Raw genomic sequence first — 22,916 nt, 5'->3', positions numbered from 1 at the left:
TGTGGATAAGAGGCGGCTGTGGGGCTACGGAGGAGCCGGTGGGAACGGCGGCACCGGTGGGAACGGCGGCACCCAAACAACCGTGTTTGCGGGTAGTGTCGCCGGCGGGGTCGGCGGTGACGGCGGGAACGGAGGCGCCGGCGGTACCGGCGGGTTGTTGTTCGGCAACGGCGGTAACGGCGGGCAAGGTGCCATCGCCGGAAACGGCGGAGTCGGCAGTCGCAGCATTGGCGTCAACGCCGACGACGGCGGCTCCGGCGGGGCAGCTGGCACCGGTGGCACCGGCGGGGCCGGAGGCAACGCCCGGCTGTGGGGCGTCGGCGGTGCCGGTGGACACGGCGGCGCCGGTGGCACCGCCGGGGCGGGCGGCGAGGGCGCCGCCGGCGCCGGAGCCGTCGACGGCGGCAACGGTGGCGACGGCGGCAACGGCGGCACCGGAGGCGACGGCGGCGCGGGTGGCACTGGTGGGTGGCTATTCGGCACTGGTGGCTCCGCTGGTAACGGCGGCGACGGCGGTGCCGCCGCTGTGGGCGGCATCGGTGGCAAAGCCTTTGGCGTGGGCACTCCCGGCCAAGGCGGTAATGGCGGCTTCGGCGGCGACGGCGGCAGCGGCGGTGCCGGCGGTGGCGGCGCCGCCGGCAGCGGCGGGTGGTTCTGGGGTAGCGGGGTGGGACCGGCGGCACCGGCGACCGGCGGCACCGGCGCCGTCGGCGGATCCGGCGGCCAAAGTTCGCCCCCGTTTGGCACGGGGACAACTGGGGCTCGCGGCCGTGATGGTGTCGGGGGTGGAGGCGGGCTGCTGTACGACAATTCCATCTCGGTGGGATAGACGGACCGGCATCCGATGGTGCCACGGCAGCCACGGACCGCCGGCCACCGTATCCCAGGTGGGGACGCCCCCCATCCGGCCCGCCGACGGCCAACAGCAGGCAGCACAACCATTTGTGGACAGGCTCTTAGGTGCCCGTCTCCTCCGACTTGAAGTAAGGGTCGACGACCTCGGCCATTTTCAGGACCGCATTGGCCAACGGGTAGTCACCGTCCTTGCGTGATTCGATATACCGTCGAATCCGTTCGTTGGCGAACAGCGCGACACCGGCCTGCTCCAAGTACTGACGCATCTCGTCGATGTCAAGGAGGATCAATTCGTCCTCCCCACGCCAGCCGAAGGCGATCTGCAGCACGCGCGCGGAAAGGCCAAAGTGTTCTCCGAGCGCGATCAGTTCGGCGTAGCTCGGAAAGTCATCGGCGTCCTTGCGCCGGGAATAGGTGGCTTTCGCCAGGTTTAGGGCGGATGCGATTTCGCCATCTGGAACATCTCGGTTCAGCAGCCACTCAAGCACGCGGCCAAGTTCCTTCCCGGCCCGCGTTCGTCTCGGCATACCACAAACGGTAGTAGGTGACTCGAAACCAGTCAAAATAGCCTCACCTTCGGATCTTCAACTCGTGTCGAGCAACTATGATTGATTTGAAGAAAGATGTTCCATTTATGAAACCTATGCCCTAGAGTACACGGCAGGGGTCTAACTTCGGCACAGAAGACCGATACCGTCACGAGACAACCAGGGAGACGCCATGACGCACCAAGTAGCGACCGAGCACCGATCACAGCGGTCGCGTTGGCGCATCACCTCGAGGCCGCTGCTTGCTCTGGCGATCGGCGGCTCACTCGGGGCGGCCCTTGTTGCCGCAAGCAGCGCGCAGGCCGACACCACCGACATGACCAGCCCGTCGTTCCAGCTCGGCTACAGCAAGGCGGTCAAAGACGGCCAACTCACGGCCACCCGCATGCGCGCCGAGGGCTTTTCGGTGGAACACATCCTCGTTTCCAGCCGGATCCCCACGATCTGCGCCAAGGAGGCGGCAACTGTCGCGACCTTCCCAAGTCTCGACCGCGCCGACTTCCTGCGGGGGTGCACCGAGGGGATGAAAAGCCTGGTGGAATCCGGCCTTGCGTACTGAACCGGGCAGGCCAACAGTCGAGCGCCTACGATGCCGACGTGGCCACCCCAGAAGATCTTGACGGCACCATACAAAACCTCAGAGCCCGGATCGCGGCGTTAGAGGGATCCCAGACCGACTTGCGCGCAATTTCTGCGGCAATCAAGGCCTTTGGTGAAACTCAACAAATGCTTGCCGACGTGCTGCGTGGGTTTGGCGGCGAGATGATGGCCACGGCCGACGACTCCAACCAACGCATCCGCTCCATCGAAGCATCGGCCGCCGAAATCAAAACGCTCCTCGCCCGCGCCCTCGAGCGCTAACCACCGCGATCACATCATCTGGCGTCGGCGTGCCGAGCCAGGAAATCCAAGACGGCTGCGGCGAAAATGTCGTTGCGGTCGCCGGCGACCATGTGTCCTGCGCCGTGCACATCGGCAAACTCGACCTGCGGGAACCGCGCGAGGAATTCGTCAGCGCTCTCCTGCCGGACAAGGTCGCTCATCTGGCCGCGAATGAGAAGCATCGGCACGCCGTCGCGCAGGATCGAGGCGACGGCCGCGTATAAGCGCTCCGCGTCGGTGACCTCAAGCGGCGGAAATGTCGCGGTCCCACTGATGAACTGTGGATCCCAGTGCCAGTACCAACGATCTCCGCGGCGGCGCAGGTTTGTGGTGAGACCTTCTAGATCTGTGGGTCGGGGCCGATGCGGGTTGTACTCGGCGATCATGTCCGCGACTTCGTCAAGTGAGCCGAACCCCGACTCCACCCGGTCAGCCATGAAGGCGTGGATTCGATTCGCCCCGGACTGGTCCATGTTGGGCACGATGTCCACCAATACGACCGCGCTGGCAATACCTGGGCAGAGTTCACCCGCCAGCAGCATCGCGGTAAACCCACCTAGGGATGCCCCCACCAGGACGGGTTGCGCAGGTAAGGCGCGCAGCACCTGTTGGACATCGCCGGCGAAGCTGACCACACGGTAGTCGCCGTCGGTCGACCAGTCGGATTCACCGTGGCCGCGCAGGTCGATAGTGACGGCTTGCCAACCGTGCTCGGCCACTGCGGCCGCTGCCCGGCCCCATGAGCGGCGGGTTTGCCCACCGCCGTGCAAGAACACCACGGCACGCGCTTGAGGATCCCCGCATCGGTCGGCGACGATACGCACACCGTCACTGCCCTGAATCGAGAATTGTTCAGGTGGTGGGCTCATTCACGAGATCTTAGGACCGGGTCAAGTCACAGCCGCGCCGCAGCGGAAACGCGCATTACGCTTAATGCCGATCAAGCTGCGCTCTGGCAAATTCGGCCGAGGGGCCCGGCTCCACTAGCGGACCCCGCTACTCGAGGGGTGCGCATGTTATTCGACAGGCCGTCACCAGTAACGGAGTTGACCCAGGAACTGCGCCTCGCCACCACCATGACGGGCGGCGTCAGTCTCGCTATCTGGATGGCCGGTGTGGCGCGCGAGATCAACCTGCTCGCGCAGGCATCACAGTGGCGGAGAGCGGGCGGAACCTTCCCGACGGACAACCGACTCACCAAGGAGTCGACCGCCGCTCTCAAGCTCTACGCCGAACTCATCGACCTGCTCGACATGGTCGTCGACGTCGACATCCTGTCCGGGACGAGTGCGGGTGGCATCAACGCGGCTTTGCTTGCGTCCTCGCGGGTCTCGGGATCTGACCTGGGCGGACTTCGCGCCCTCTGGCTCGATCTCGGGGCTTTGACCGATCTGCTGCGCGACCCGCGCGACAAGTACACACCGTCCCTGCTGTACGGCGACGAACGGATGTTCGCCGCGTTGGCCAAGCAGATTCCCAAACTCGCGACCGGGCCGTTCCCGCCTGCGCAGTTCCCGGCCGGCGCCCGCACCCCATCAACCACCCTGTACGTCACGACGACGCTGCTCGACGGCGCGACAAGCAGATTCACCGACTCGTTCGGCACGCTCGTTCAGGATGTTGACCGGCGCGGACTTTTCACCTTTACCGAAACAGAGCTCGCCAGGACGGGCACATTAGCGGCCGTGGCCTTGGCCGCCCGCAGTTCCGCGTCCTTCCCGGTGGCCTTCGAGCCTTCGTTCCTGCCCTTCACAGCAGGAACCGCTGCCAAGGGCGACGTACCGGCTCGACCCCCGATGGCGCCCTTCGCCAACATCACCCGCGCACACTGGGTCGCCGATGGTGGACTGCTCGATAACCGGCCCATCGGCGTGCTACTCAGGCGCATCTTCGACCGTCCCGCCCGGCGCCCGGTGCGCCGGGTGCTCCTCTTCGTGGTGCCGTCCTCCGGACCGGCGCCGGATCTGGCGCAGGAGGTTCCCCCGGCCAATGTGAACGAGCCACCCGGGCTGGTCGACGGGCTTCTCAAAGACCTGGCGGCGATCACCACTCAGTCGATCGCCACCGACCTGCGAGAGATCCGCGCCCATCAGGACCGAATGGATGCGAGAACGGAGACCAAACTTCGCCTCGCAGAGCTCGCGGCGACGCTGCCCGAGGGCTTGCGGCTGCTCACTCCGTCACTGCTGGCGGACTACGCGACCCGAGAGGCAACCAAACATACCCAAGCACTCACCGATGCTCTGCTGCGCCAGCTCAATTCCTGGCCACCGCAGTCGGGGCCGTCAGCCGAATGCATTCCGACGAACTGGGAACCCGAACTCGCCGTCGGTAGTGACGCCGAGAAGTTGTGCGGCCGGCAGATCACCGAGTCGATCCTGAGTCGTTGGTCGCAACCACCCGACCGGCCGCTGCCCGACGGTCCCGCCGACTTTGCTCGGTATGGCCAACCGGCGTACGACCTCGCAAAAGGGTGCGCGCTCAACGTGGTTCAGGCGGCATACCAGCTCGCAGAGTCCGATGCCGATATCGCCACCTTGGCGGAGCTCACCAAGGGAATCCACCAGGCCTGCCCGCCGCCCGCACCAGTCGATTTCGGTGGGCTTGTTCGCACGGTGTGCTCGGGCGAGGCGGTCCGGCGAGGTTCGCTTGCCAGCGCCGCCCGCCTGGTGGCCGCGGACTATCTCCAACACTTGAAGGTGCAGGAAGACGTTTGGGAACGGCTTGGCGGCGTGTTAGCGAACAACTACCAGACCTTGACTCGGCTAGCCGCCACCGCGGCCAGTCCGCTGAGTACCTACCTCGACTACCTGGGATCGAATGACGACCCACCAACCCTGGCAGTGAAATTGTTCGATCTGGCCGCAACCCAGCGGGCGATGCTTCCCGCCGAGGCAGACATCGACCAGTCCGTGGAGCTGGTGCAAGTGAGCGCCGATACCCGCAGCCTGCTCGCGCCCGATTGGCAGACGGCCCAGCAGAAGCTAACCGGCATGCAGTTTCACCACTTCGGCGCCTTCTACAAGCGGTCCTGGCGAGCCAATGACTGGATGTGGGGCCGGCTCGACGGATCGGGCTGGCTCGTCCACCTCCTACTGGATCCGCGACGGCTGCGCTGGATCGTACAGACCCGCGCAGCGGCCGACGGAGCCGGAAGCAACGCGCAATGGCTTCTCGATCAGCTCAAAGCTATTGGGGCACTTGAGCTTCCGAGTTCAGATAAGGACCGGCAGATGCTGCTCGGTGAGCTCGCGTTCCTAGACGACCCGGCACAGGCGCTACCGCCCAGCATTCCCCGCACCTCGATGTGGCTGGCGCAAGCGTGGCAGCGACGGGTTCTCGACGAGGAGCTGGACGGGTTGGCGAACACCGTGATCGATCCCCGGCCGGGACAGCGGCCGGACTGGAGCCCGACGACCTCGCGAACCTGGGCCCAGAAGGTGCTGGCCGCAAGCCCGGGACAGGCCAAATACGCGCTGTTGAACGAAAATCCGGTCGCCAGCGAGACGTTCCTCACCGACAAGGGTTCGCCGCTGATGGCACACACCGTCGCCAAGGCCGCTGCGACGGCGTCCGGGGCGGCCGGGTCCGTCCGCCAACTTCCCAGTGTGATCAAGCCGCCGGTGGTCACCTTGCGAACGTTGACGCTGGGCGGCTATCGAGTCGTTTCGCTGACCAAGGGTATTGCGAGGTCGACCATCGTGGCCGGCGCGGTGCTGCTGGTGCTCGGCGTTGCGGCCGCGATTCAATCGGTGACGGTGCTCGGTGTGACGGGCCTGATCATGGCGGGGACCGGTAGTTATCTCATCGTCTTGGGAACGTGGCAGTTGTCGAGCCGGCTGTTGTTCGCGCTGGTGTCGGTAACGCTTGTAGGAGCGGTGCTTTCGCTGGCGACGCCAGTTGTCCGCGACTGGCTATTTGGCGATGAGAAGCACCCTGGCCTGGTTGGCGCGAATGCCTACTGGCTGGGTGCGCAATGGTGGCATCCCCTGATCGTGGTGGGAGCGATCGCATTGGGCGTCACCGTGATAGCAGCCGCCAGGACGGGACGACGGTAACCTCCGCCGGGCAGACACAGAATCGCACGATTTGAGCTCAAATCGTGCGATTCTGTGTCTGCTCGCGCAGGTAGGTCTTAGAGCGCGTGAATTCCGTTGTAGAGCACCATTAGACCGATCAAGATCAGCACGACCGCGAGCATCGCGGCGTGGTTTTTTTCCATCCAATTTTTGAGCCGGGTCAGCGGTTCGTCGAAGCGATCACCACCGCCGACGTAGGCCAAGATGGGAGCGGCGACCGTCGATGCCGCGATGCCGACAAAGATCACGGCGCCTATCCACCTGCCCCCGACGCCGAGTCCGCCGGTGCCGATACCCAGTCCCGCCGCCACGCACATGATCGACACTTCGGGCCTACCTACCGATAGCACCGCCGCCATTACCCCCGCGCGCTTCGGGGTGATGGTGGCAAACGTTCGCATCCAGCGTGGCGATTCGCTATGGCCGTGGCGGGTCAGCCACCGGTATACACCGAACGCGATGAGCGCCGAACCCAGTACCACCCGCACCCAGGATGCCCAGGTCGGCGGCGCGTTGTTCAGACCGTGCAGTGCGCCGGAAGCCGTGACGAAGATCGCGGTCAGTGCGGACAGTCCCAACACCCAGCCGCCCAGGAAGGCCAGGCTCGCCGGCCGCGGCCGCGGCGCATGTAAAACCAATACGGCCGGGATGACTGTCAATGGTGAGACGGCGATGACCAGCGCGAGCGGCACGAGATGGGTAAGCACTGGCGCCAAATTTCCTATCACGGGCAGCAATCTTCGCATTGACGCGTCGAACGCTCCCCGGCGGCCCAGATTGAAGCAAAACCTCGAATACCTAGGCGCTGGCATGCAATGATCCGGCCTTGTGGCGGAAGTTGTGGGGGACGCCGAACCCGAATACTCGCTCGCGACACCACCGCGGCAGCTCATCGCCATTTTGCTGTTCGTGGTGCCGCTGAGCCAGATTCCACTTGACCTGTACACACCTGCGCTCCCGCAGATGGTCGTCGACCTGCACTCGTCATCGGCGGCGATGCAGCACACGGTCGCGGCCTACGTACTAGGCATGGGCTTGGCCTTCATCCCGGTGGGAGTCATCGCCGATGCCCGGGGCCGTAAGCCGGTGCTAGTGACGTGCCTGGGCATCGTCGTCGCAATGAGCCTGCTCTGCGCGCTGGCCGATAATGTGGCGCTCTTGCTGGCGGCGCGCTTCGTGCAGGGCGCGGCCGCCTGCGCCTGCATGGTGGTGTCCTTTGCAATCGCCGCTGATTGCTTCCGCGGCCCTCGCCTGACGTCGGTGTCGGGTCTGCTCGGCACGGCGTGGGGGCTGGCGCCGGTGCTGGCACCCGCGGCTGGCGGCATCCTGGTCCAGTACCTTTCTTGGCGCCTGGCGTTCGTCTGTATCGCCGCCCTCGCCCTGCTCGCAGCGGCGATAGTCATCCTGGCGCTGCCCGAAACTCTTGCGCGCCCGGATCGTTCACCGATCAACATCGCAGCGATCGCCCAGGTTGTCGCCAATGCGAGCCGCAACCGGGTGTTCTTGTGTTTCGTGCTGGTGTTCGGGCTCATCGCCTCGGCGCAGCTGGCCTTCGGCGTTGTCGGTCCGTTCCTCTACCAGGAGAATCTCGGCTTCTCGCCGGCGGCCTACGGACTGGTCGCACTGATAGTCGGGGCGGCCAATCTATGCGGTGAACTGATATGCGGCATCTTCGCCGCGCGCCTGCCTACGCGACGACTGGCCATGGGCGCCCTGACTGTCTTCGGCCTTGGCACCGCGGTGCTACTCGGGTCCGGCTTGCTCGTGGGAAACCACGCCCTGGCGATCACGGTCGGCGCCTGCCTAGCGCTGTTAGGTTGCGGCGAACTTTGTCCCCAGATGTACGGCGAAGCGCTGGGACTATACAGTCGCAACCTCGGATTGATCGGTGGCCTCATCAGTGCCGGCACCTACCTGATCATTACCATCGCCATGTTTGTCGTCGGCGCCATCCCTGAACATTCGCAGGAACCCATGGCGTGGGTGTTCGTGACTTGCGGCGCAACCTCATTCGCTCTGCTCGCCTGGGCGACGTCAAGTCGTCGGCAAGCCCGCCAACAAACCTAGTGGGAGGAACGGGTGGTAAGTCGGATTCATCTGGGGCACGTCTTTCACCTCGCCGGCGCTCCGTTGGTGACCGACGCCGCCAATGCCCTGGCTTCAATTCCCGACGGCGCGTTGGTCATCGGCGACGACGGCCGCATCGCTTTCTGCGGCGAGCGTGCGGGCATCCCGTCGCAATATCAATCCGCGCCCACATCCGATCACCGGCCCGGCTATTTGCTCCCAGGCTTTGTCGACACCCACGTGCATTTCCCGCAGACCTATGCCGGTGACTCCTACGGCGGCGGGCAGTTGCTGGAGTGGCTGACCCTGTGCATCTACCCTTCGGAATCCCATTTCGCCGATACGAACGTCGCTGCGCAGGCGGCGATCGAGTTCTGCAATCGGCGCATCGCCGCGGGAACCACCGCCGCCATGGTGTTTGGGTCCGCGTTTCCCCACGCTCAAGATGCGTTGTTCACCGAAACCCAGCGTCGCGGACTACGGATCGTCAGTGGGCGCGGTATCCAGACAACCGGCCCTGCGGCGGCGGCGCGACTGTTCACCTCGGAAGAAGACGCCATTCGGTTGACCCGCGAGGAGATCGACAAGTGGCACGCGGCCGACACCGGCGATGTGAGGAGCGCTCGATTGCACGTCGCGATCGTCCCGCGATTCTCACTCGCGGTGACCACACAGACCCTGAAAAGCCTTGGCGAGCTGTATGACTCAGTACGCGATCGAGGCGTGTACTTCCATACCCACCTCAACGAGAACAATCGTCCGGGCACCGGCGAAGTGGACGCAACCAAAGAGAGGTATCAGGTCAACTCATACCTGGACACCTACGACGGCAAGTTCCTGCCGGGCTCGACCGTTGGCGGATCAAGCCTGCTTGGGCGCCGCAGCATCATGGCGCATTCGGTGCACTGCCAGGATGTGGAACTGGAGCGGATGGCCGAGACGGGCACTTCGATCTCGCACTGCCCGATTTCTCAGCAGTTCCTGGGATCCGGCACGATGCCGTGGCTGCGAACCGTGGCTTCCGGTGTAAACATTTCCGCCGGAACGGATTACGGCGGCGGAGACGAGTGGCTCATCCCGCAGGTGATCGGTGCGGCGTTCAAGGTACACATCTCCGAACCGGGCGCGGCCGGGGTTTCCATGCATCCGGCCGAGATGCTGTTTATCGGAACCCTAGGCGGTGCACGCGCACTCGACATGGAGGACCGCTTCGGCAACTTCGACGTCGGCAAAGAAGCCGACTTCGTCGTTATCGACCCGAGCCGAACCCCGGCACTGCAGGCCGCGCTGACTTACGGCGCGCGCTCGGACGACGCCGTCATGGCGCGCGACCAAACCCTGTTCGCGTTGCTGATGGGAATCCGCGAGACATCCATTGCCGAAACGTATGTTCAGGGACGCCGCCTGCAGTGATGCTCACCCGGTTATCGCGACTTGCTGGCCTTGACCGGTGCGCTGCTGGGCGGCACCTTAAGCAGGTTGCCGCGCAGGCTACCGCGCGCGGTGCGGATGGCAACCAGAATCCAAGTGGCTAACAAACCTAGGTAGGCGATGGCCGCCGCGACCTTGAATGCGGGCAGGTGAGTATGCGCAGACAGTTGCGATGTGCCGGTGACGAAGGTGCCGACCGGGAACGTGAGGCTCCACCAGGTCAGGGCGAACGGCATCCCGCGGCACAGCGTTCGCACCGTGAGCGAGGTGGCCAGCGCGATCCACAACACCGCGAAACCCCACACCGGAACTCCAAACAGGATCGCGAACGCGTTCATGTCCTCGGCCAGCTGGTGATCGATCGCCCCGTTCGCGGCGGCGGCCCCGAGAAGTCCTGCGGCCGTGATGGATTGACCCAGCGGACCCAGCACGATCCATAGCGTCGGCACCCGCGCGGTGCCCGAGGTGCCGTAGTGGGTAAGCCGAGTCCAGATCATCGCGATGATGTTCACTGAAGCCACCAACGACAAGCCGAACATCGCGTAACAGCCGTACAGCATGGTCTCCCGGCCGGTTCCCGGCGGCAGATGCGGGAGCAGCATCGCTCCCGTCGCGGCCGACACCATCGGCGGAACCACCGGCATCAACCACCCACCGAAGGCCGCATCCGGCTCGACCTCGTACTGCGTGAACATGAGGAACGGGATGCTGACGGCGGTGAACAACCCGCCGAGGGTCCCAAGGGTCCACAGCACCCAATCGAGATCGACGGCGATGCGCTGCCCAATGAGATCCCCGCCTATCAGCACCGCTCCAGCGCCGACCGTCATCAGGGCCATGGGCGCAGCCCCGTAAAAATGCGCCATCTGCGAATTGCGGACGTGGCTGCGTGCGACGGTGGGGTGTCGCAGCCAGTGGCCCCCGACCAAGACGATCAGGACTACTAGCAAGACAGCGGCGATTATCCAGACCACCTCGGCAAATCCGCGCAGCCCGGGTACCCGGACTGGCAGCGTGGCACCGGCAACGGCCACGATTCCGGTACCCATGACCGAGGCGAACCAATTGGGACCGATGTTGCCCAGAACCTCGATGCGCGTTGGCGATGACGACGCGCCGTCCGAGCTTGCAGTGGCCATACTTGACAGACCCTACTGGCCCGGACGTTCACCGGCGCAAGGCCAGCCCCGGTCGCCTACACTGCCATCCGTGCTGCATCCTGCTTGAAACGAGGTTGGCATTTGAGGAGAGCGCCACTGGTGATCGGGATCGCCGTCGTGCTGGTGATCTCCGCACTCGCCATACCGATCAAGCAACGATGCGGCGCCCCGGGCCGCACCTGTGCCACGGCGGTGGACGCGCATGGTCACGTGCATTACTACTACGAAATCGAACCCCTGGGCGTGTTCATCATCGAAAACGTATTTGGCACCAACATTCGGCTGCGTTACTCGTCCGGCGAGGAGGTCGTCAAGACGCGGTAGCCTTTGGTGTCCGAATGCCCCAGGAGGCAACATGCACATCAGCAGACGTTTCGGGCGGATCGGCTTCGCCGCGATCGTGGGACTTTTCGTGTTGGCATGCGGCGCCGTCGTGCCGGCAGCACCTGTGATTGACGTTGCACTCGTCACCGCAAGCCAAAGTATCTGTGGTGCAACATATTTGTGCGCCGCAGATCCGGCGCCCGACGCTGGCGACCAAGCCACGGCGGAGCGGCAGATCATTGATGGTTACGTCAAGAAGCAGGTCGGTTGCACACCCGACATGCCATCCAATCCACAGTCGGTCACCTGGGATCCGCCCGGCTTCCGGCCGTACGTTGGGGGCTCGGGAAACATCAACGACGCCGATCCGCGGCTGGGCGGCCACTTCACGGCCGACTATGTGAACGGCCGCTGGCACATCGCCTACCTGTACTGTTAACTGCCAGAACAGCTTTCGCTACCCGCGGCAGACCTGCGTGGCGAACTCCACCGTTGTGGTCGACGGCGTGTTGAACTGCGACTCGATTGTGAGTTCGGGATTCACTTCTTGGTTGTCGATCCCCAGCCGCTTGAGCTCGAGGTAGATCTGCATGGTGTCGGGTTCGGTCCGGCGGGCGTTGGTGTCACGGTCCGCCCGCATGGATGCCTCACCGGAATTCGCCGCCAACGTGCTATCGATGGCAAGGTCGTCGGTGTCCTCTTCCGGACCCAGCTCGACGAACTTCTTGCCATTGTTGGCGACGCTGTAGTTCAGGACGTAACCGACAAAGCCCGAAGCGTGCGAACCCGTCGGTGCCTGCGGTAGCGGCTGGGCGAATCGCACCACCAACTCCAGCACGCCGGTTCGGGGGTGCTTGACGTCGACCGACGCCACGGTGATGCTGTCGGGCGGCTTCGGCCCGGCTTGCAACTGGCAGTTGAGTTGCTTCGGTAGCCGCGCCCAGTCGTCGCGCGGCGACGGCATCCAGACGACGAAGCCGATCCCGACCAGAATCAGCACCAACGCAATGGGCAGCGTCAACCGCAGTGCCGCGGGAATTCCCAACCAGCGCCGGCGCACACTGGCAGCGAAGGCCGCCAACTGCGATCTCGGCGCCGAAGGGTCCGGCCGGCGGTGCTTGGTCCAGTGCTCACCGTCCCAATATCGTTGGCCCCCTGAACCGTCGGGATCGAAATACCATCCGGCCGGCGGGGAAGTCGGCACGGTCATGCTCCATTCGTGTGCGGCTCGGGGGTCGGGATCACGGCGGCGAATCTACCGTCTGGGGCAACGGATCGAGGACCTGGACGTGGTCACCTTGCCACTCAAACCCCACGGTCGTCAGGGTGCCGTCGTCGCAGGTGTCACAGCTCTGCCGCGACCGATAGGTGAGGACCACCAGGTCGACGGTGGAGGCCGGCTCCTCGATTTTGGTGAATGGATATGCCTTGGGCGTCGCGGTTCCTACGAACGTCCCACGATGAAACATCAGCGCTTGGTCGGGTGAACTGCGCGTCGCGTCCTGGACCGTCACTACGACCGCGGACAGGTCATCGCAGGGGCCGTAGTTGCTGGATTCAGGCGTGGGGTTCCACGGCTGGCCCGTCTTGGTATCGGGTGGGATTTTGGCGAGCGCAGCGGACACCGCGGTTGCCTGGTCGGGTCCGCACGGGGCTGTGTTGGCGGCGGTCGACGTCGTGGCCGGCGGGCTGGCAGCAGTCGTCGCCGGCGACGTCGGATTGGCACCTGGCCGACCACGGTCTTTGCCCGTGAACATAACGACCGCCACGGCCGCGACGCATACGAGCACCACCACCGCGCCCACCACCCAGCGGATGCGCCCGAGCGGGGATTCCGCCGGCGGCGGGGTGGTATCGATATCGTCGGTTGGCTCGTAGGCCGGCGGCGGCCAGTTGGGGTCGATCCGGTCAGACACCATGCGTCCTGAGAGCCTCCCGAGTGCTTCCGAGCTTGGCGAATTGTAGCCAGAACGTGCTGGTAGCGGAAATGAATCGACCGTGCGGTGGGCAGGGCGCCGCGGGTGAATCTGCCCACATCAGACGGTCTGGAGTGGGGGCTCCACAGCAATCTGCCGCATACTGGACGGCATGGTGCAAGTCACATCACCGCAAACCGCCGGGCAGATGCCGGTTGGTTGGCCGGTGGTTGGTCGGGCTGCTAATGGCGGGTAGCCATCGCCTTCGCACCGCTCCTCAGGCGTCGCGGGTGCGGCTACGGCTGACGCGCAGCTTTATGACGCTGGTCTCGGTCGTGGCCCTGCTGATGACGGGAGCCGGCTACTACGTCGCCCACGGCGCGCTGGGCGGCATCACCATTTCGCAGGCCCTGACCGCAGAAGATCCGCGTTCCAGCGGCAACAACATGAACATCCTGCTCATCGGGCTGGACTCGCGGAAAGATCAGGAAGGCAACGACCTGCCCTGGTCAATCCTGAAGCAGCTGCACGCCGGCGACTCCGATCAAGGTGGCTACAACACAAATACCCTGATCCTCGTGCACGTCGGCGCCGACGGCAAAGTTGTCGCCTTCTCGATTCCCCGTGACGACTGGGTGCCCTTCACCGGCGTTCCGGGATACACCCACATCAAGATCAAGGAGGCATATGGCCTCACCAAGCAATACGTCGCGCAGCAGCTCGCCAACCAGGGTGTGAGCTCCCAGCGAGAACTCGAGATGCGGGGCCGCGAAGCCGGCCGGGCCGCGACCTTGCGTGCCGTTCGCAGCCTGACCGGCGTCCCGATCGACTACTTCGCGGAGATCAATCTGGCTGGTTTCTATGATCTGGCGCAGACCCTTGGCGGCGTCGATGTCTGCCTGAACCACGCCGTCTATGACTCATATTCCGGAGCCGACTTCCCCGCAGGTCGCCAGCGATTGAACGCTTCCCAGGCGCTGGCCTTTGTCCGCCAACGGCACGGCCTCGACAACGGCGACCTGGACCGCACCCACCGCCAGCAGGCTTTCCTGTCGTCGGTCATGCGGGACCTGCAGGATTCGGGCACCTTCACCAACCTGGACCGGCTCAACAGCCTGATGACCGTGGCACGCAAAGACGTGGTGTTGTCCGCCGGTTGGGACGAGAACCTGTTCCGCCGAATGGGTGACCTGGCCGGTGGGAACGTCGAGTTCCGGACGCTGCCCGTGGTGCGCTATGACAACATCGACGGCCAGGACGTCAACATCATCGACCCGGCCGCGATCAAGGCTGAGATAGCCGCGGCGATCGGTACCGCCACGCCCACCACAACCACCACTACGGCCGCCAAGCCGAACCCCTCCACCGTCGTCGACGTGATCAACGCCGGCAGCATCAGCGGCATGGCCAGCCAGGTGTCCGGCGCACTGAAAAAACGCGGCTACACCGCGGGTCAGGTCCGTGACCGCGAATACGGCGATCCGTCGGCGACCACGATCGCCTACGGCGCCGGTGCGCAGACCGACGCCCAAAACGTGGCCACGTTGCTCGGTATCGATGCGCCCAACAAGCCGGACGCCAGCATCGCGCCCGGACACATCCGGGTCACCGTGGATACCAACTTCTCGCTGCCCGACGATGACGACGCCACCACCACTACCACCACCACGACCACTTCGGTCAAGTCCAACACGTACTACTACAACGGCACTCCCACGACCTACCCGACACCCGATCAGGGCAAGCCGATCGATGGCGGCGGCGTTCCCTGCGTGAATTAGGGGCGCGCAAAAGCGCGCGGCGTTGAATTAGCGTGAGCAAAGCGCGCGGGGTTGAACCCGGTTTAGCGGTGATGCGTTAAATGGCTTTGCCTCCGGCTTTGGAAGACCGAGGTGATAGGCCAAATCCCCGCGCTGAGCGGATTTCGCAAAACCCGAAATCGGCGCAGCCGCCGTCATAGCATCTATGACGCATTACTCGATTCCGAATCGGGCGCTGGTCGCCTCGGCGGCGGCCGGTGGAAACGGGTAGGAGGTCAATCATGGCTAACTTTGCGGTGTTGCCACCAGAGATCAACTCGTTGCGGATGTACCTTGGTGCCGGTTCGGCGCCGATGCTGGACGCGGCGGCGGCGTGGAACGGGTTGGCGTCGGAACTGGCGACGGCGGCGTCGTCATTTTCCTCGGTGACCTCGGGGCTGGCCGGGCAGGCATGGCAAGGTGCGGCGTCAGCGGCGATGACGGCTGCGGCCGCCCCCTATGCCGCGTTTTTGAGTGCGGCCTCCACCCAGGCGCAAGGGGCGGCCGGGCAGGCTAAGGCGGTGGCCAGCGTTTTCGAGGCGGCGCGGGCCGCGATGGTGCATCCGCAGCTGGTGGCGGCCAACCGCGACGCGTTCCTGCAGTTAATCCGGTCGAATCTGTTGGGGCTCAACGCCCCAGCGATCATGACCGTTGAGGGCCTGTACGAGCAAATGTGGGCCCAGGATGTGGCCGCGATGACGGGCTATCACGCTGGAGCGTCGTCGGCGGCAGCGCACCTGCCGTTGCCGACGAGCCTGCAGCAGCTCCTCAACGGCCTGCCTAGCCTGGGCATGGGCAATAAGGGCAACGCCAACGTGGGCGGCGGCAACACCGGCAACGGCAACTTCGGCGACGGAAACACCGGCAGCTCCAACGTGGGCGGCGGCAACATCGGCAGCCGCAACATTGGCAGCGGCAACCGTGGCAGCGACAACGTCGGGTCCGGAAACTTCGGCGCCGGAAACATCGGCTTCGGCAACCGGGCCAGCGGCGTAACGCTGGGCCAAAACGTGGGCATGGGTAACACCGGCAACAACAACATGGGCTTCGGCAACACCGGCAACGGAAACCAGGGCGGCGGTAACACCGGCAACTTCAACACCGGCGCAGGAAACACCGGCAACGGCAACTTCGGCTTCGGCAACACCGGCAACAACAACATCGGGATCGGGCTCACCGGCGACAATCAACGGGGCATCAACCTGGCCGGGCTGCTGAACTCGGGCAGCGGCAATATTGGCTTCGGCAATTCGGGCACCAACAACATCGGTTTCTTCAACTCCGGCAGCGGCAACGTCGGCATCTTTAACACCGGCACCAACGTCATTGAGCCGGGCCACTTGAACAACCTTGGCTTCGGCAACTCGGGCGCCGAGAACATCGGCTTCGGAAACGCTTTCCGCGGAAACACCGGTTTCGGAAACGCGGGCGCGTTCAACACTGGCTTTGGGAACTCGGGCGGCGAGAACACGGGCTTTGGGAATGCAGGGTTTGCCAACACGGGCTTCTGGAACGCCGGCGGCGTGAACACGGGCAGTGGGAATTCGGGCGACGTGAACACGGGTTTTTGGAATTCCGGCGAAGTGAACACGGGCTTCGGGGTCACCACCGACAGCGGCATGGTTAGCTCAGGCTTCAACAACACGGGCGCAACCCCGAGCTTCGGAATGTCGGGCTTTAACAACACAGCCAGCGGCGGCACGTTCAACGGATCCATCTCCGGCTTCTTCAACACGATCAGCGGCGGCACCATCCAAAACACCTTTAGCTCGGGCATAGGAAACGCCGCCGTCCCGGGCAATTTCCTTGGCCCCAGCGTCAGCGGCTTCAACTCCGGCTTCTTCAATATGGGCACCGCTATCTCGGGCTTGTTCAACCTCAATCGGCTGCTGCCCTAGCCGATCAGGCTACGGTCAGGCGTGCGTGCCGCCGTCGATGCGGATTTCGGTGCCGGTGATAAAGGCGCCGTCTTGCGACACCAGCATCGCGATCACGCCGGCGACCACAGACGGATCGGCCATTCCGGCGCCACTGGATTGCACCGTGGTGGGCAAGATCGGCAACAGCCGGGAAAACAGCTTCCAGTCGGCGTCCTGCGGAATGTATCCCCCGGTCGCGTCGGTGATCCCGGATTTGATGCTGCCCGGCGCCACGCACACCGCACGCAATCCTCTGCTGGCGTATTCCAGGGCTAACGAATGGGTGAAGGCCTGGACGCCGCCCTTACTGGCGGCATAGGCGGCCATGTATGGATGCGCGAACGAGGCCGACGTGGAGCTGAAGTTGACGATCGCGCTGCGGGGGTTGGTCAACAGCGCCGGTAGCGCCTCGCGGACCACCAAAAAGGTGCCGGTCAAGTTGACCGCGATGATCTGATTCCACTGCTCGGTGCTGATCTGGTGAGTGTGCGCGGCGCGCAACATGCCCGCCGCATTGACCAGCGAATCCAAGCCACCGAGGGTGTCGACGGCGTGACGCACGCCGTCGACCACCGCTTGCTCGTCGGCGACGTTCATTTCTAGCGTGCTGAACCGGTCACCGGTGGCCGCCTCATCTGCCCGGGCCCGGGTCTTGGCCAGGCCATCGGTTGCGATATCGGCGCCGACCACCGCGGCACCCTCGTCCAGCAGCCGCAGCGTGGTGGCCTGCCCGATTCCCGACCCGGCGCCGGTCACCAGAATCCGATTGCCGTCAAGTCGCTTCATGGCTCAGACGACTCCGCGTAGCCCGTCCGAGCCGAATACCGGCTCCAGCATCGCCGAAAAGTCCGGACCCCGGCGCAACATCTGGCCGCCGTCGACGTTGATGACCTGCCCGGTGACGAAGCTAGCGGCATCGCTGAGCAGAAACATCGCCAGGTTGGCAACGTCCTCGACCTCGCCGTGCCGTGGCAGCGGCGTGCAGATTGCGTAGTCCGAGCTCAGCTCCGGTGAATTAGTAACGGGTGCAACAAGTTCCGTTCGAATCAGGCCTGGGCGGATGCTGTTGACCCGCACCCATGACGCGCCGAGTTCGTCGGCGGCCAACTGCATCAGGTGGTCGACGGCCGATTTGGTGACCCCGTAGGCGCCGAACCAGCGGTGGGTGTTGCTGGCCGCGATCGACGAGATTCCGACGAACGATCCGCCGCCGCCGCGCACCAGCTCCCGGGCGGTGTGCTTGAGGACGTACATGGTGCCGTTGACGTTGAGGTCGACGGTTCGCCGCCACGCCTCCGAGTCGATGCGGGTGATCGGCCCGATGGTCTCCGAGCCGCCCGCGCAATGCACCACCCCGTGCAGCCGGCCGTGCCACGCCGACGCCGCGTCCGCCCCGCGTGCGATCTCGTCCTCGTTGGTGACGTCGGCAGGCTCGTAGCGGACCGCGCCGCCGTTGGATGCTTCGGCCTCGATTTCTTGGACCGCCGCGGCCAGCCGGTCCGGATTACGCCCGATGATCATGACGGAGGCACCGGCCGCGACCAGCCCCGCAGCCACCCCCTTGCCGATTCCACTGCCACCGCCGGTGACGAGGTAGGTACGGTCCTGGAATGAGAGCTGCATGTGAGCCATGGAACCATGCCCTTGCCGAGCAGACGTAAAGGCGCCCAAATTCGGCTGGAATGAGGGGCTCTTGCGTCTGCTCGGCAGCGTAAGGTGCTCGGCGGCTCTAGGGCGTATCGCGGCGGGCGATTTTCGTAGGCTTGGCGGTGCGCCAGTCCTCGACGTCGGGTGGTAGTCCGACCGGGAACCTGTTTTCGTTGTGGGCCGCCCAGTGTGCGTGCCCCAGTTCGTGAACGTGAAAAGCGTGCCGCAGCGCCTCCGTAAAGCCCATCGCATCCGAGGCGGCGTTGACCGAGTCCTTGATCAACAGTGCGGCCATCGTGGGACGCTCGGCGATGCGGCGCGCGAACTCCAGGGTCTTGTCGGCCAGCTCGTCGACCGGGAAAACCTTGGACACCATGCCAAGCCGGTAGGCCTCGTCGGCGTCCAGCGAATCACCGGTCAACAGCAGCTCTTTGGCCTTGCGCGGACCGAATTCCCAAGGGTGAGCATAGTATTCGACGCCCGGCATACCCAGTCGCACTGCGACCACGTCACTGAATTTCGCATTGTCAGCCGCCACGATCAGATCGCACGCCCAGATCAGCATCAACCCCGCGGAGATCGCGTTGCCCTGCACTTGGGCGATGGTGATCTTGCGCAAATCGCGCCAACGGCAAGTGTTTTGGAAGAAAAAGTGCCACTCTTGGTGAAGCAGCTTTTCCGCGATCGGCTCGAGGGTGGCACCGTGCGAGCGGTACGTCGGATGCTGGGCGGGCCCGGGTTTGCGCTCCAGCATCGCCGCATCTGAGCCGAGGTCGTGACCGGCGGAAAAGTTCTTGCCTCGCGCCGCCAGGATTACCACCCGCACGGCGTCGTCGGCCTCGGCGCGGCGGAACGCCTCGTCGAGCTGAACCAGCAGGGTGCGATTCTGCGCATTGTGTTCGTTGGGCCGGTTGAGCCAGATCCGGGCGATGCGCCCCTCGTCGAGGGTCTCGTAGGCCACCGGCTGATCGGCATCCGAGCCGGCCGTCTGCGAACCCGCCTGGGCACCCGCTTGGTCGGAGAGTGTCATTCCGCCTACCTCGTTTGTTGTCAGATCGGCCTTGTTTACACATTACGGCCAGTGTGTAAGAGAGGCGTCGCTGGGCCGGGTTCCCTGCACCGACGTCGCGGCCGTTTGAAGCGCGCTTGGCTTACAGTTGTGTAATGCCTACCAAATCTGACCATGGTGAACTCGGTGATGTGGAACCGGTGGCTGACAGCACCGCGAGCCAGGCCAGGCGTGTTGTCGCCGCATATGCGAACGACGCCGATGAGTGCCGCATTTTCTTGTCCATGCTTGGTATTGGGCCGGCCAAGCTCGAAAGCTAATGACGCCCCGGGGAGGCCCCAAGACAGGCGGCGACTCCGCATTTGTGGTGGTCGCCAACCGGCTACCCGTTGATCTGGAGCGACTTCCCGACGGTACGACAACCTGGAAACGCAGCCCCGGGGGCCTGGTAACTGCCCTGGAGCCGTTGCTCCGCAAACAGCGCGGGGCCTGGATCGGCTGGCCCGGATTGGTGGACGGCGACGCAGACGCGGATGCGGAGCCGGTCGTGCAGGATAATCTGCGACTTCATTCGGTACACCTGTCCGCCAAAGACGTTGCTGACTACTACGAGGGGTTTTCCAACGCCACACTGTGGCCCCTGTATCACGACGTCATCGTCAAACCGATCTACCACCGCGAATGGTGGGAGCGCTATGTCGACGTCAACCGCCGCTTCGCCGAGGCCACATCCGAAGCGGTCGCCCAGGGCGGGACCGTCTGGGTGCAGGACTACCAGCTGCAGCTTGTGCCGAAAATGCTTCGCGAGCTGCGGCCCGACCTGACCATCGGCTTCTTTCTGCACATTCCGTTTCCTCCGGTAGAGCTGTTCATGCAGATGCCGTGGCGCACCGAGATCGTGAAGGGTCTGCTCGGTGCCGACCTGGTGGGTTTCCATCTGACCGGCGGCGCCCAGAACTTCCTATACCTGTCCCGCCAGCTGCTCGGCGCCAACACTTCTCGGGCATCGGTGGGAGTGCGGTCGCGGTTCGGCGAGGTGGAGCTCGAGTCCCGCACCGTTCGGGTCGGCGCCTTCCCCATTTCCATCGACTCTGGCGCGCTCGACCAGGCCGCGCGCGACCGCAACATCAGGCGTCGGGCCCGGGAGATCCGGGCGGAGCTCGGTAATCCCCGCAAGATCCTGCTCGGCGTGGACCGCCTCGACTACACCAAGGGCATCGACGTCCGGCTGAAGGCCTTTTCTGAACTGCTCGCCGAGGGTCGCGCAAAGCGCGACGACACGGTTCTGCTGCAACTTGCGACCCCGAGCCGCGAGCGGGTGGAGAGTTACCAGATCCTGCGCAACGACATCGAACGCCAGGTCGGTCACATCAACGGCGAATACGCCGAAGTCGGTCACCCGGTTGTGCACTACCTGCATCGTCCGGTTCCGCGCGACGAACTCATCGCGTTCTTCGTGGCCAGCGACGTCATGCTGGTCACCCCGCTGCGCGACGGAATGAACCTGGTGGCCAAGGAGTACGTCGCCTGCCGCAGCGATCTGGGCGGCGCGCTGGTTCTGTCCGAATTCACCGGCGCCGCAGCCGAACTCCGGCAGTCCTATCTGGTCAACCCGCACGACCTCGAAGGCGTCAAGGATGCCATCGAGGCGGCGCTCAACCAGACCGTCGAGGACGGGCGGCGGCGCATGCGCGCACTGCGACGGCAGGTGCTCGCCCATGACGTCGATCGCTGGGCCCGGTCGTTTCTCGACGCCCTCGCCGAAGCACATCCGAAACGCGGGGACTAGCCTCTGGTCCGGGCCGGCGTCTCGGGACGCTGCCTCAGCGGCAGCAACCTATGGTCTCGAGTGAACACCAGGCGGACGAGCCCGAGGGCGACGACGACGGTCGTGGTCGCGACCGAGCCGAGGATGAGGAACATCACCACCGCCTGCACGAGCACCGCTTGGACCGGGGGTACACCAGCGAGGATCAGTCCGGTCATGGCACCCGGCAGAAACACCAATCCGGTGGCCTTGGTGGTTTCGATCTGCGGAGATATCGCCGACCGCAAGGCAATCCGCAGGTATGGGGCCGCGGCCTGGCGAGAGGGTTGACCGAGGGCGAGCCGGGCTTCGACCTCGTCGCGCTTGTCGCGCAGCTCGTCGACCAGGCGCCGCGCCACCAGCACCATCGCGGTCATCGAGTTGCCGATCATCATCCCGGCGATCGGCACCAGGGTTCGTGCCTGCAGCGGGAACACCCGCAGCCCGAATATCACGGCCAGGCTGATCGCTGCCGCCGCGGTGAACGCGGCGATCGCGAGCGGCGCCAGCCGAGGCACCTCCGGCGCCCGTCTGCGGGCCACGTCCCCGGCGTAGGCGATCATGCCTGCGGTCCACGCCCACGACCACCACAGCGAACGGCCGGGCTCGAATATCAGCGTCAAGGCACCGCCTACCAGCAGCAACTGGACCAGCGCGCGACCCGCCGCCCACAGCACTTGACGCTCCAGGCCCAGTCGCTGCCACAACGAAATCGCCGCGGCCAATACCACCAGGGCCAGCGACGTCGCCAGCCCTATCCAGCCGACCTGCCCGTTCACCGCGTGCCCGTTACGGGCTCCATGGGGCCGCATCGGCCCCGTTGGATATGCAGAACGCGATCGGCGGCCCGCTGCACCTGAGCCGGATCGTGGGTGACCCACAGCGCCGGAATCCCGTCTTCGGCCAGCTCGCGCACCGCACGCTCGATCACCTCGGCGGCTTCCGCGTCGACGGCCGACGTGGGCTCGTCCAGCAGAAGCACCTGCGGTTGTGCCATCAGCGTGCGGGCCAGGCACATGCGTTGTGCCTCGCCACCCGAGAGCGCCGTCGCGTCGCGGCCCAACCACGATCCGGACCCTGATCCGATCAAGGCCACCCGCTCCAGCGTTTCCCGCATCCGTGCGTCCGAAGCCTCTGGCTGCGCGACGCGCAGGTTGTCGGCCACCGTGCCGGGAAACGGCGTCGGACGTTGGAAACACATTCCCACCCGGCGCCGCAGCCAGAGCGGGTCGATACCCGCGATATCCTTGCCGCGGAACGACACTCGCCCACTGGTCGGCACGTCCAAGCGATTGCACAAACGCAGCAGGGTCGATTTTCCCGATCCCGACGGTCCGAACACCGCCGTCACCCCCCGCGCCGGAATGGTGGCGGTGCACCCGTCCAGCGCTCGCACCCGCTCGCGTTCGACGACGACGTCGGTGAACTCGAACATTGACTCCGCATCCACTGGTGCGCCTCCACTGCGGTACT

At 65.0% G+C, this 22,916-nt stretch carries 22 protein-coding genes and 1 pseudogene; 12 read left to right on the top strand and 11 right to left on the bottom strand.

The genetic code is table 11. From position 1 onward, the window contains the following. Positions 1 to 829 (top strand): annotated as a pseudogene (locus MSIMFI_RS10240) (PE family protein); the annotation flags it as partial. 127 nt (positions 830 to 956) lie between these two features. On the opposite strand, the gene MSIMFI_RS10235 reads toward MSIMFI_RS10240, so the two are convergent. Beyond that, positions 957 to 1,382 carry a hypothetical protein gene (locus MSIMFI_RS10235; protein WP_224770142.1) on the bottom strand — a complete coding sequence of 142 codons (426 nt, stop codon included), beginning with the start codon at positions 1,380 to 1,382 and terminating at the stop codon, positions 957 to 959. A 193-nt stretch (positions 1,383 to 1,575) separates the two neighbouring features. Between MSIMFI_RS10235 and MSIMFI_RS10230 the strand changes: the two genes are divergently transcribed. Next, entirely contained in the window at positions 1,576 to 1,962 is a 387-nt protein-coding gene (locus tag MSIMFI_RS10230) for a hypothetical protein (RefSeq protein ID WP_191497118.1), read from the top strand. A 38-nt stretch (positions 1,963 to 2,000) separates the two neighbouring features. Then, complete coding sequence (locus MSIMFI_RS10225) at positions 2,001 to 2,264, top strand: hypothetical protein (RefSeq protein ID WP_191497117.1); 264 nt, start codon at positions 2,001 to 2,003, stop codon at positions 2,262 to 2,264. Positions 2,265 to 2,278: 14 nt separating this feature from the next. Here the strand turns inward: MSIMFI_RS10225 and MSIMFI_RS10220 are convergent, their stop codons facing one another. Continuing rightward, positions 2,279 to 3,154 (bottom strand): alpha/beta fold hydrolase, encoded by an 876-nt coding sequence (locus tag MSIMFI_RS10220; RefSeq protein WP_191497116.1) that lies wholly within the window; start codon positions 3,152 to 3,154, stop codon positions 2,279 to 2,281. Positions 3,155 to 3,298: 144 nt separating this feature from the next. Here MSIMFI_RS10220 and MSIMFI_RS10215 point away from each other — a divergent pair, with 144 nt between their 5' ends. After that, the gene (locus tag MSIMFI_RS10215; RefSeq protein ID WP_191497115.1) at positions 3,299 to 6,343 is read left to right on the top strand and encodes a patatin-like protein; all 3,045 of its coding nucleotides are present in this window, start codon (positions 3,299 to 3,301) and stop codon (positions 6,341 to 6,343) included. Positions 6,344 to 6,420: 77 nt separating this feature from the next. Here the strand turns inward: MSIMFI_RS10215 and MSIMFI_RS10210 are convergent, their stop codons facing one another. Then, positions 6,421 to 7,110 (bottom strand): GAP family protein, encoded by a 690-nt coding sequence (locus MSIMFI_RS10210; protein ID WP_191497114.1) that lies wholly within the window; start codon positions 7,108 to 7,110, stop codon positions 6,421 to 6,423. Between the two features lie 82 nt (positions 7,111 to 7,192). Here MSIMFI_RS10210 and MSIMFI_RS10205 point away from each other — a divergent pair, with 82 nt between their 5' ends. Both MSIMFI_RS10205 and MSIMFI_RS10200 read left to right on the top strand, forming a co-directional pair. Next, positions 7,193 to 8,431 carry a multidrug effflux MFS transporter gene (locus MSIMFI_RS10205; RefSeq protein ID WP_224770141.1) on the top strand — a complete coding sequence of 413 codons (1,239 nt, stop codon included), beginning with the start codon at positions 7,193 to 7,195 and terminating at the stop codon, positions 8,429 to 8,431. Between the two features lie 12 nt (positions 8,432 to 8,443). After that, positions 8,444 to 9,844 (top strand): amidohydrolase family protein, encoded by a 1,401-nt coding sequence (locus tag MSIMFI_RS10200; RefSeq protein WP_191497113.1) that lies wholly within the window; start codon positions 8,444 to 8,446, stop codon positions 9,842 to 9,844. 11 nt (positions 9,845 to 9,855) lie between these two features. Here the strand turns inward: MSIMFI_RS10200 and MSIMFI_RS10195 are convergent, their stop codons facing one another. Continuing rightward, complete coding sequence (locus MSIMFI_RS10195) at positions 9,856 to 11,001, bottom strand: TDT family transporter (RefSeq protein WP_186244847.1); 1,146 nt, start codon at positions 10,999 to 11,001, stop codon at positions 9,856 to 9,858. 102 nt (positions 11,002 to 11,103) lie between these two features. Between MSIMFI_RS10195 and MSIMFI_RS10190 the strand changes: the two genes are divergently transcribed. Both MSIMFI_RS10190 and MSIMFI_RS27995 read left to right on the top strand, forming a co-directional pair. Continuing rightward, entirely contained in the window at positions 11,104 to 11,346 is a 243-nt protein-coding gene (locus tag MSIMFI_RS10190; protein ID WP_191497112.1) for a hypothetical protein, read from the top strand. Between the two features lie 31 nt (positions 11,347 to 11,377). Continuing rightward, positions 11,378 to 11,785 carry an integrase gene (locus tag MSIMFI_RS27995; RefSeq protein WP_224770140.1) on the top strand — a complete coding sequence of 136 codons (408 nt, stop codon included), beginning with the start codon at positions 11,378 to 11,380 and terminating at the stop codon, positions 11,783 to 11,785. 18 nt (positions 11,786 to 11,803) lie between these two features. On the opposite strand, the gene MSIMFI_RS10180 is transcribed toward MSIMFI_RS27995, so the two are convergent. Together MSIMFI_RS10180 and MSIMFI_RS10175 are read right to left on the bottom strand one after the other, a co-directional pair. Beyond that, positions 11,804 to 12,556, bottom strand: coding sequence for a DUF2510 domain-containing protein (locus MSIMFI_RS10180; RefSeq protein WP_191497111.1), 753 nt, complete (start codon positions 12,554 to 12,556; stop codon positions 11,804 to 11,806). 31 nt (positions 12,557 to 12,587) lie between these two features. Next, on the bottom strand, positions 12,588 to 13,262 hold the full coding sequence (locus tag MSIMFI_RS10175) for an LppP/LprE family lipoprotein (protein WP_318187387.1): 675 nt from the start codon (positions 13,260 to 13,262) through the stop codon (positions 12,588 to 12,590). Positions 13,263 to 13,507: 245 nt separating this feature from the next. Between MSIMFI_RS10175 and MSIMFI_RS10170 the strand changes: the two genes are divergently transcribed. Next, positions 13,508 to 15,043 (top strand): LCP family protein, encoded by a 1,536-nt coding sequence (locus MSIMFI_RS10170; protein ID WP_191497109.1) that lies wholly within the window; start codon positions 13,508 to 13,510, stop codon positions 15,041 to 15,043. 260 nt (positions 15,044 to 15,303) lie between these two features. Beyond that, positions 15,304 to 16,959, top strand: a complete 1,656-nt coding sequence (locus tag MSIMFI_RS10165; protein ID WP_191497108.1) for a PPE family protein — start codon at positions 15,304 to 15,306, stop codon at positions 16,957 to 16,959. Positions 16,960 to 16,974: 15 nt separating this feature from the next. Here the strand turns inward: MSIMFI_RS10165 and MSIMFI_RS10160 are convergent, their stop codons facing one another. The 3 genes from MSIMFI_RS10160 to MSIMFI_RS10150 all read right to left on the bottom strand — a co-directional run bounded on the left by MSIMFI_RS10160 (position 16,975) and on the right by MSIMFI_RS10150 (position 19,657). Next, positions 16,975 to 17,766 carry an SDR family NAD(P)-dependent oxidoreductase gene (locus MSIMFI_RS10160; protein ID WP_191497107.1) on the bottom strand — a complete coding sequence of 264 codons (792 nt, stop codon included), beginning with the start codon at positions 17,764 to 17,766 and terminating at the stop codon, positions 16,975 to 16,977. A 3-nt stretch (positions 17,767 to 17,769) separates the two neighbouring features. Further along, positions 17,770 to 18,603 (bottom strand): SDR family oxidoreductase, encoded by an 834-nt coding sequence (locus MSIMFI_RS10155; protein WP_191497106.1) that lies wholly within the window; start codon positions 18,601 to 18,603, stop codon positions 17,770 to 17,772. 106 nt (positions 18,604 to 18,709) lie between these two features. Further along, positions 18,710 to 19,657 (bottom strand): enoyl-CoA hydratase, encoded by a 948-nt coding sequence (locus MSIMFI_RS10150; RefSeq protein WP_186244855.1) that lies wholly within the window; start codon positions 19,655 to 19,657, stop codon positions 18,710 to 18,712. Positions 19,658 to 19,791: 134 nt separating this feature from the next. Here MSIMFI_RS10150 and MSIMFI_RS10145 point away from each other — a divergent pair, with 134 nt between their 5' ends. Both MSIMFI_RS10145 and MSIMFI_RS10140 read left to right on the top strand, forming a co-directional pair. Beyond that, positions 19,792 to 19,956 carry a hypothetical protein gene (locus MSIMFI_RS10145; RefSeq protein WP_186244856.1) on the top strand — a complete coding sequence of 55 codons (165 nt, stop codon included), beginning with the start codon at positions 19,792 to 19,794 and terminating at the stop codon, positions 19,954 to 19,956. Next, the gene (locus MSIMFI_RS10140) at positions 19,956 to 21,425 is read left to right on the top strand and encodes an alpha,alpha-trehalose-phosphate synthase (UDP-forming) (protein ID WP_191497105.1); all 1,470 of its coding nucleotides are present in this window, start codon (positions 19,956 to 19,958) and stop codon (positions 21,423 to 21,425) included. Before MSIMFI_RS10145 ends, MSIMFI_RS10140 begins: the two co-directional genes overlap by 1 nt. Here MSIMFI_RS10140 and MSIMFI_RS10135 read toward each other — a convergent pair. Next, complete coding sequence (locus MSIMFI_RS10135) at positions 21,422 to 22,222, bottom strand: ABC transporter permease (RefSeq protein ID WP_186244858.1); 801 nt, start codon at positions 22,220 to 22,222, stop codon at positions 21,422 to 21,424. The two genes, MSIMFI_RS10140 and MSIMFI_RS10135, sit on opposite strands and share 4 nt — an antisense overlap. After that, a complete protein-coding gene (locus MSIMFI_RS10130; RefSeq protein ID WP_191498114.1) occupies positions 22,219 to 22,878 on the bottom strand; it encodes an ABC transporter ATP-binding protein in 660 nt (219 codons plus the stop codon). Before MSIMFI_RS10130 ends, MSIMFI_RS10135 begins: the two co-directional genes overlap by 4 nt. Positions 22,879 to 22,916: the final 38 nt, after the last annotated feature.

Source organism: Mycobacterium simulans (genome assembly GCF_900232995.1).
GTDB classification, from domain to species: Bacteria; Actinomycetota; Actinomycetes; order Mycobacteriales; family Mycobacteriaceae; genus Mycobacterium; species Mycobacterium simulans.
Note: the sequence above shows the minus strand (reverse complement) of the source record. Positions and strands in the feature narration are given on the sequence as shown.

Excerpts from the sequence above, each read along its gene's own strand:
- MSIMFI_RS10235 (WP_224770142.1), bottom strand. The coding sequence starts at position 1,382 with ATGCCGAGACGAACGCGGGCCGGGAAGGAACTTGGCCGCGTGCTTGAG.
- MSIMFI_RS10230 (WP_191497118.1), top strand. The coding sequence starts at position 1,576 with ATGACGCACCAAGTAGCGACCGAGCACCGATCACAGCGGTCGCGTTGG.
- MSIMFI_RS10220 (WP_191497116.1), bottom strand. The coding sequence starts at position 3,154 with ATGAGCCCACCACCTGAACAATTCTCGATTCAGGGCAGTGACGGTGTG.
- MSIMFI_RS10215 (WP_191497115.1), top strand. The coding sequence starts at position 3,299 with ATGTTATTCGACAGGCCGTCACCAGTAACGGAGTTGACCCAGGAACTG.
- MSIMFI_RS10210 (WP_191497114.1), bottom strand. The coding sequence starts at position 7,110 with ATGCGAAGATTGCTGCCCGTGATAGGAAATTTGGCGCCAGTGCTTACC.
- MSIMFI_RS10195 (WP_186244847.1), bottom strand. The coding sequence starts at position 11,001 with ATGGCCACTGCAAGCTCGGACGGCGCGTCGTCATCGCCAACGCGCATC.
- MSIMFI_RS27995 (WP_224770140.1), top strand. The coding sequence starts at position 11,378 with ATGCACATCAGCAGACGTTTCGGGCGGATCGGCTTCGCCGCGATCGTG.
- MSIMFI_RS10180 (WP_191497111.1), bottom strand. The coding sequence starts at position 12,556 with ATGACCGTGCCGACTTCCCCGCCGGCCGGATGGTATTTCGATCCCGAC.
- MSIMFI_RS10170 (WP_191497109.1), top strand. The coding sequence starts at position 13,508 with ATGGCGGGTAGCCATCGCCTTCGCACCGCTCCTCAGGCGTCGCGGGTG.
- MSIMFI_RS10165 (WP_191497108.1), top strand. The coding sequence starts at position 15,304 with ATGGCTAACTTTGCGGTGTTGCCACCAGAGATCAACTCGTTGCGGATG.
- MSIMFI_RS10160 (WP_191497107.1), bottom strand. The coding sequence starts at position 17,766 with ATGAAGCGACTTGACGGCAATCGGATTCTGGTGACCGGCGCCGGGTCG.
- MSIMFI_RS10155 (WP_191497106.1), bottom strand. The coding sequence starts at position 18,603 with ATGCAGCTCTCATTCCAGGACCGTACCTACCTCGTCACCGGCGGTGGC.
- MSIMFI_RS10150 (WP_186244855.1), bottom strand. The coding sequence starts at position 19,657 with ATGACACTCTCCGACCAAGCGGGTGCCCAGGCGGGTTCGCAGACGGCC.
- MSIMFI_RS10145 (WP_186244856.1), top strand. The coding sequence starts at position 19,792 with ATGCCTACCAAATCTGACCATGGTGAACTCGGTGATGTGGAACCGGTG.
- MSIMFI_RS10140 (WP_191497105.1), top strand. The coding sequence starts at position 19,956 with ATGACGCCCCGGGGAGGCCCCAAGACAGGCGGCGACTCCGCATTTGTG.
- MSIMFI_RS10130 (WP_191498114.1), bottom strand. The coding sequence starts at position 22,878 with ATGTTCGAGTTCACCGACGTCGTCGTCGAACGCGAGCGGGTGCGAGCG.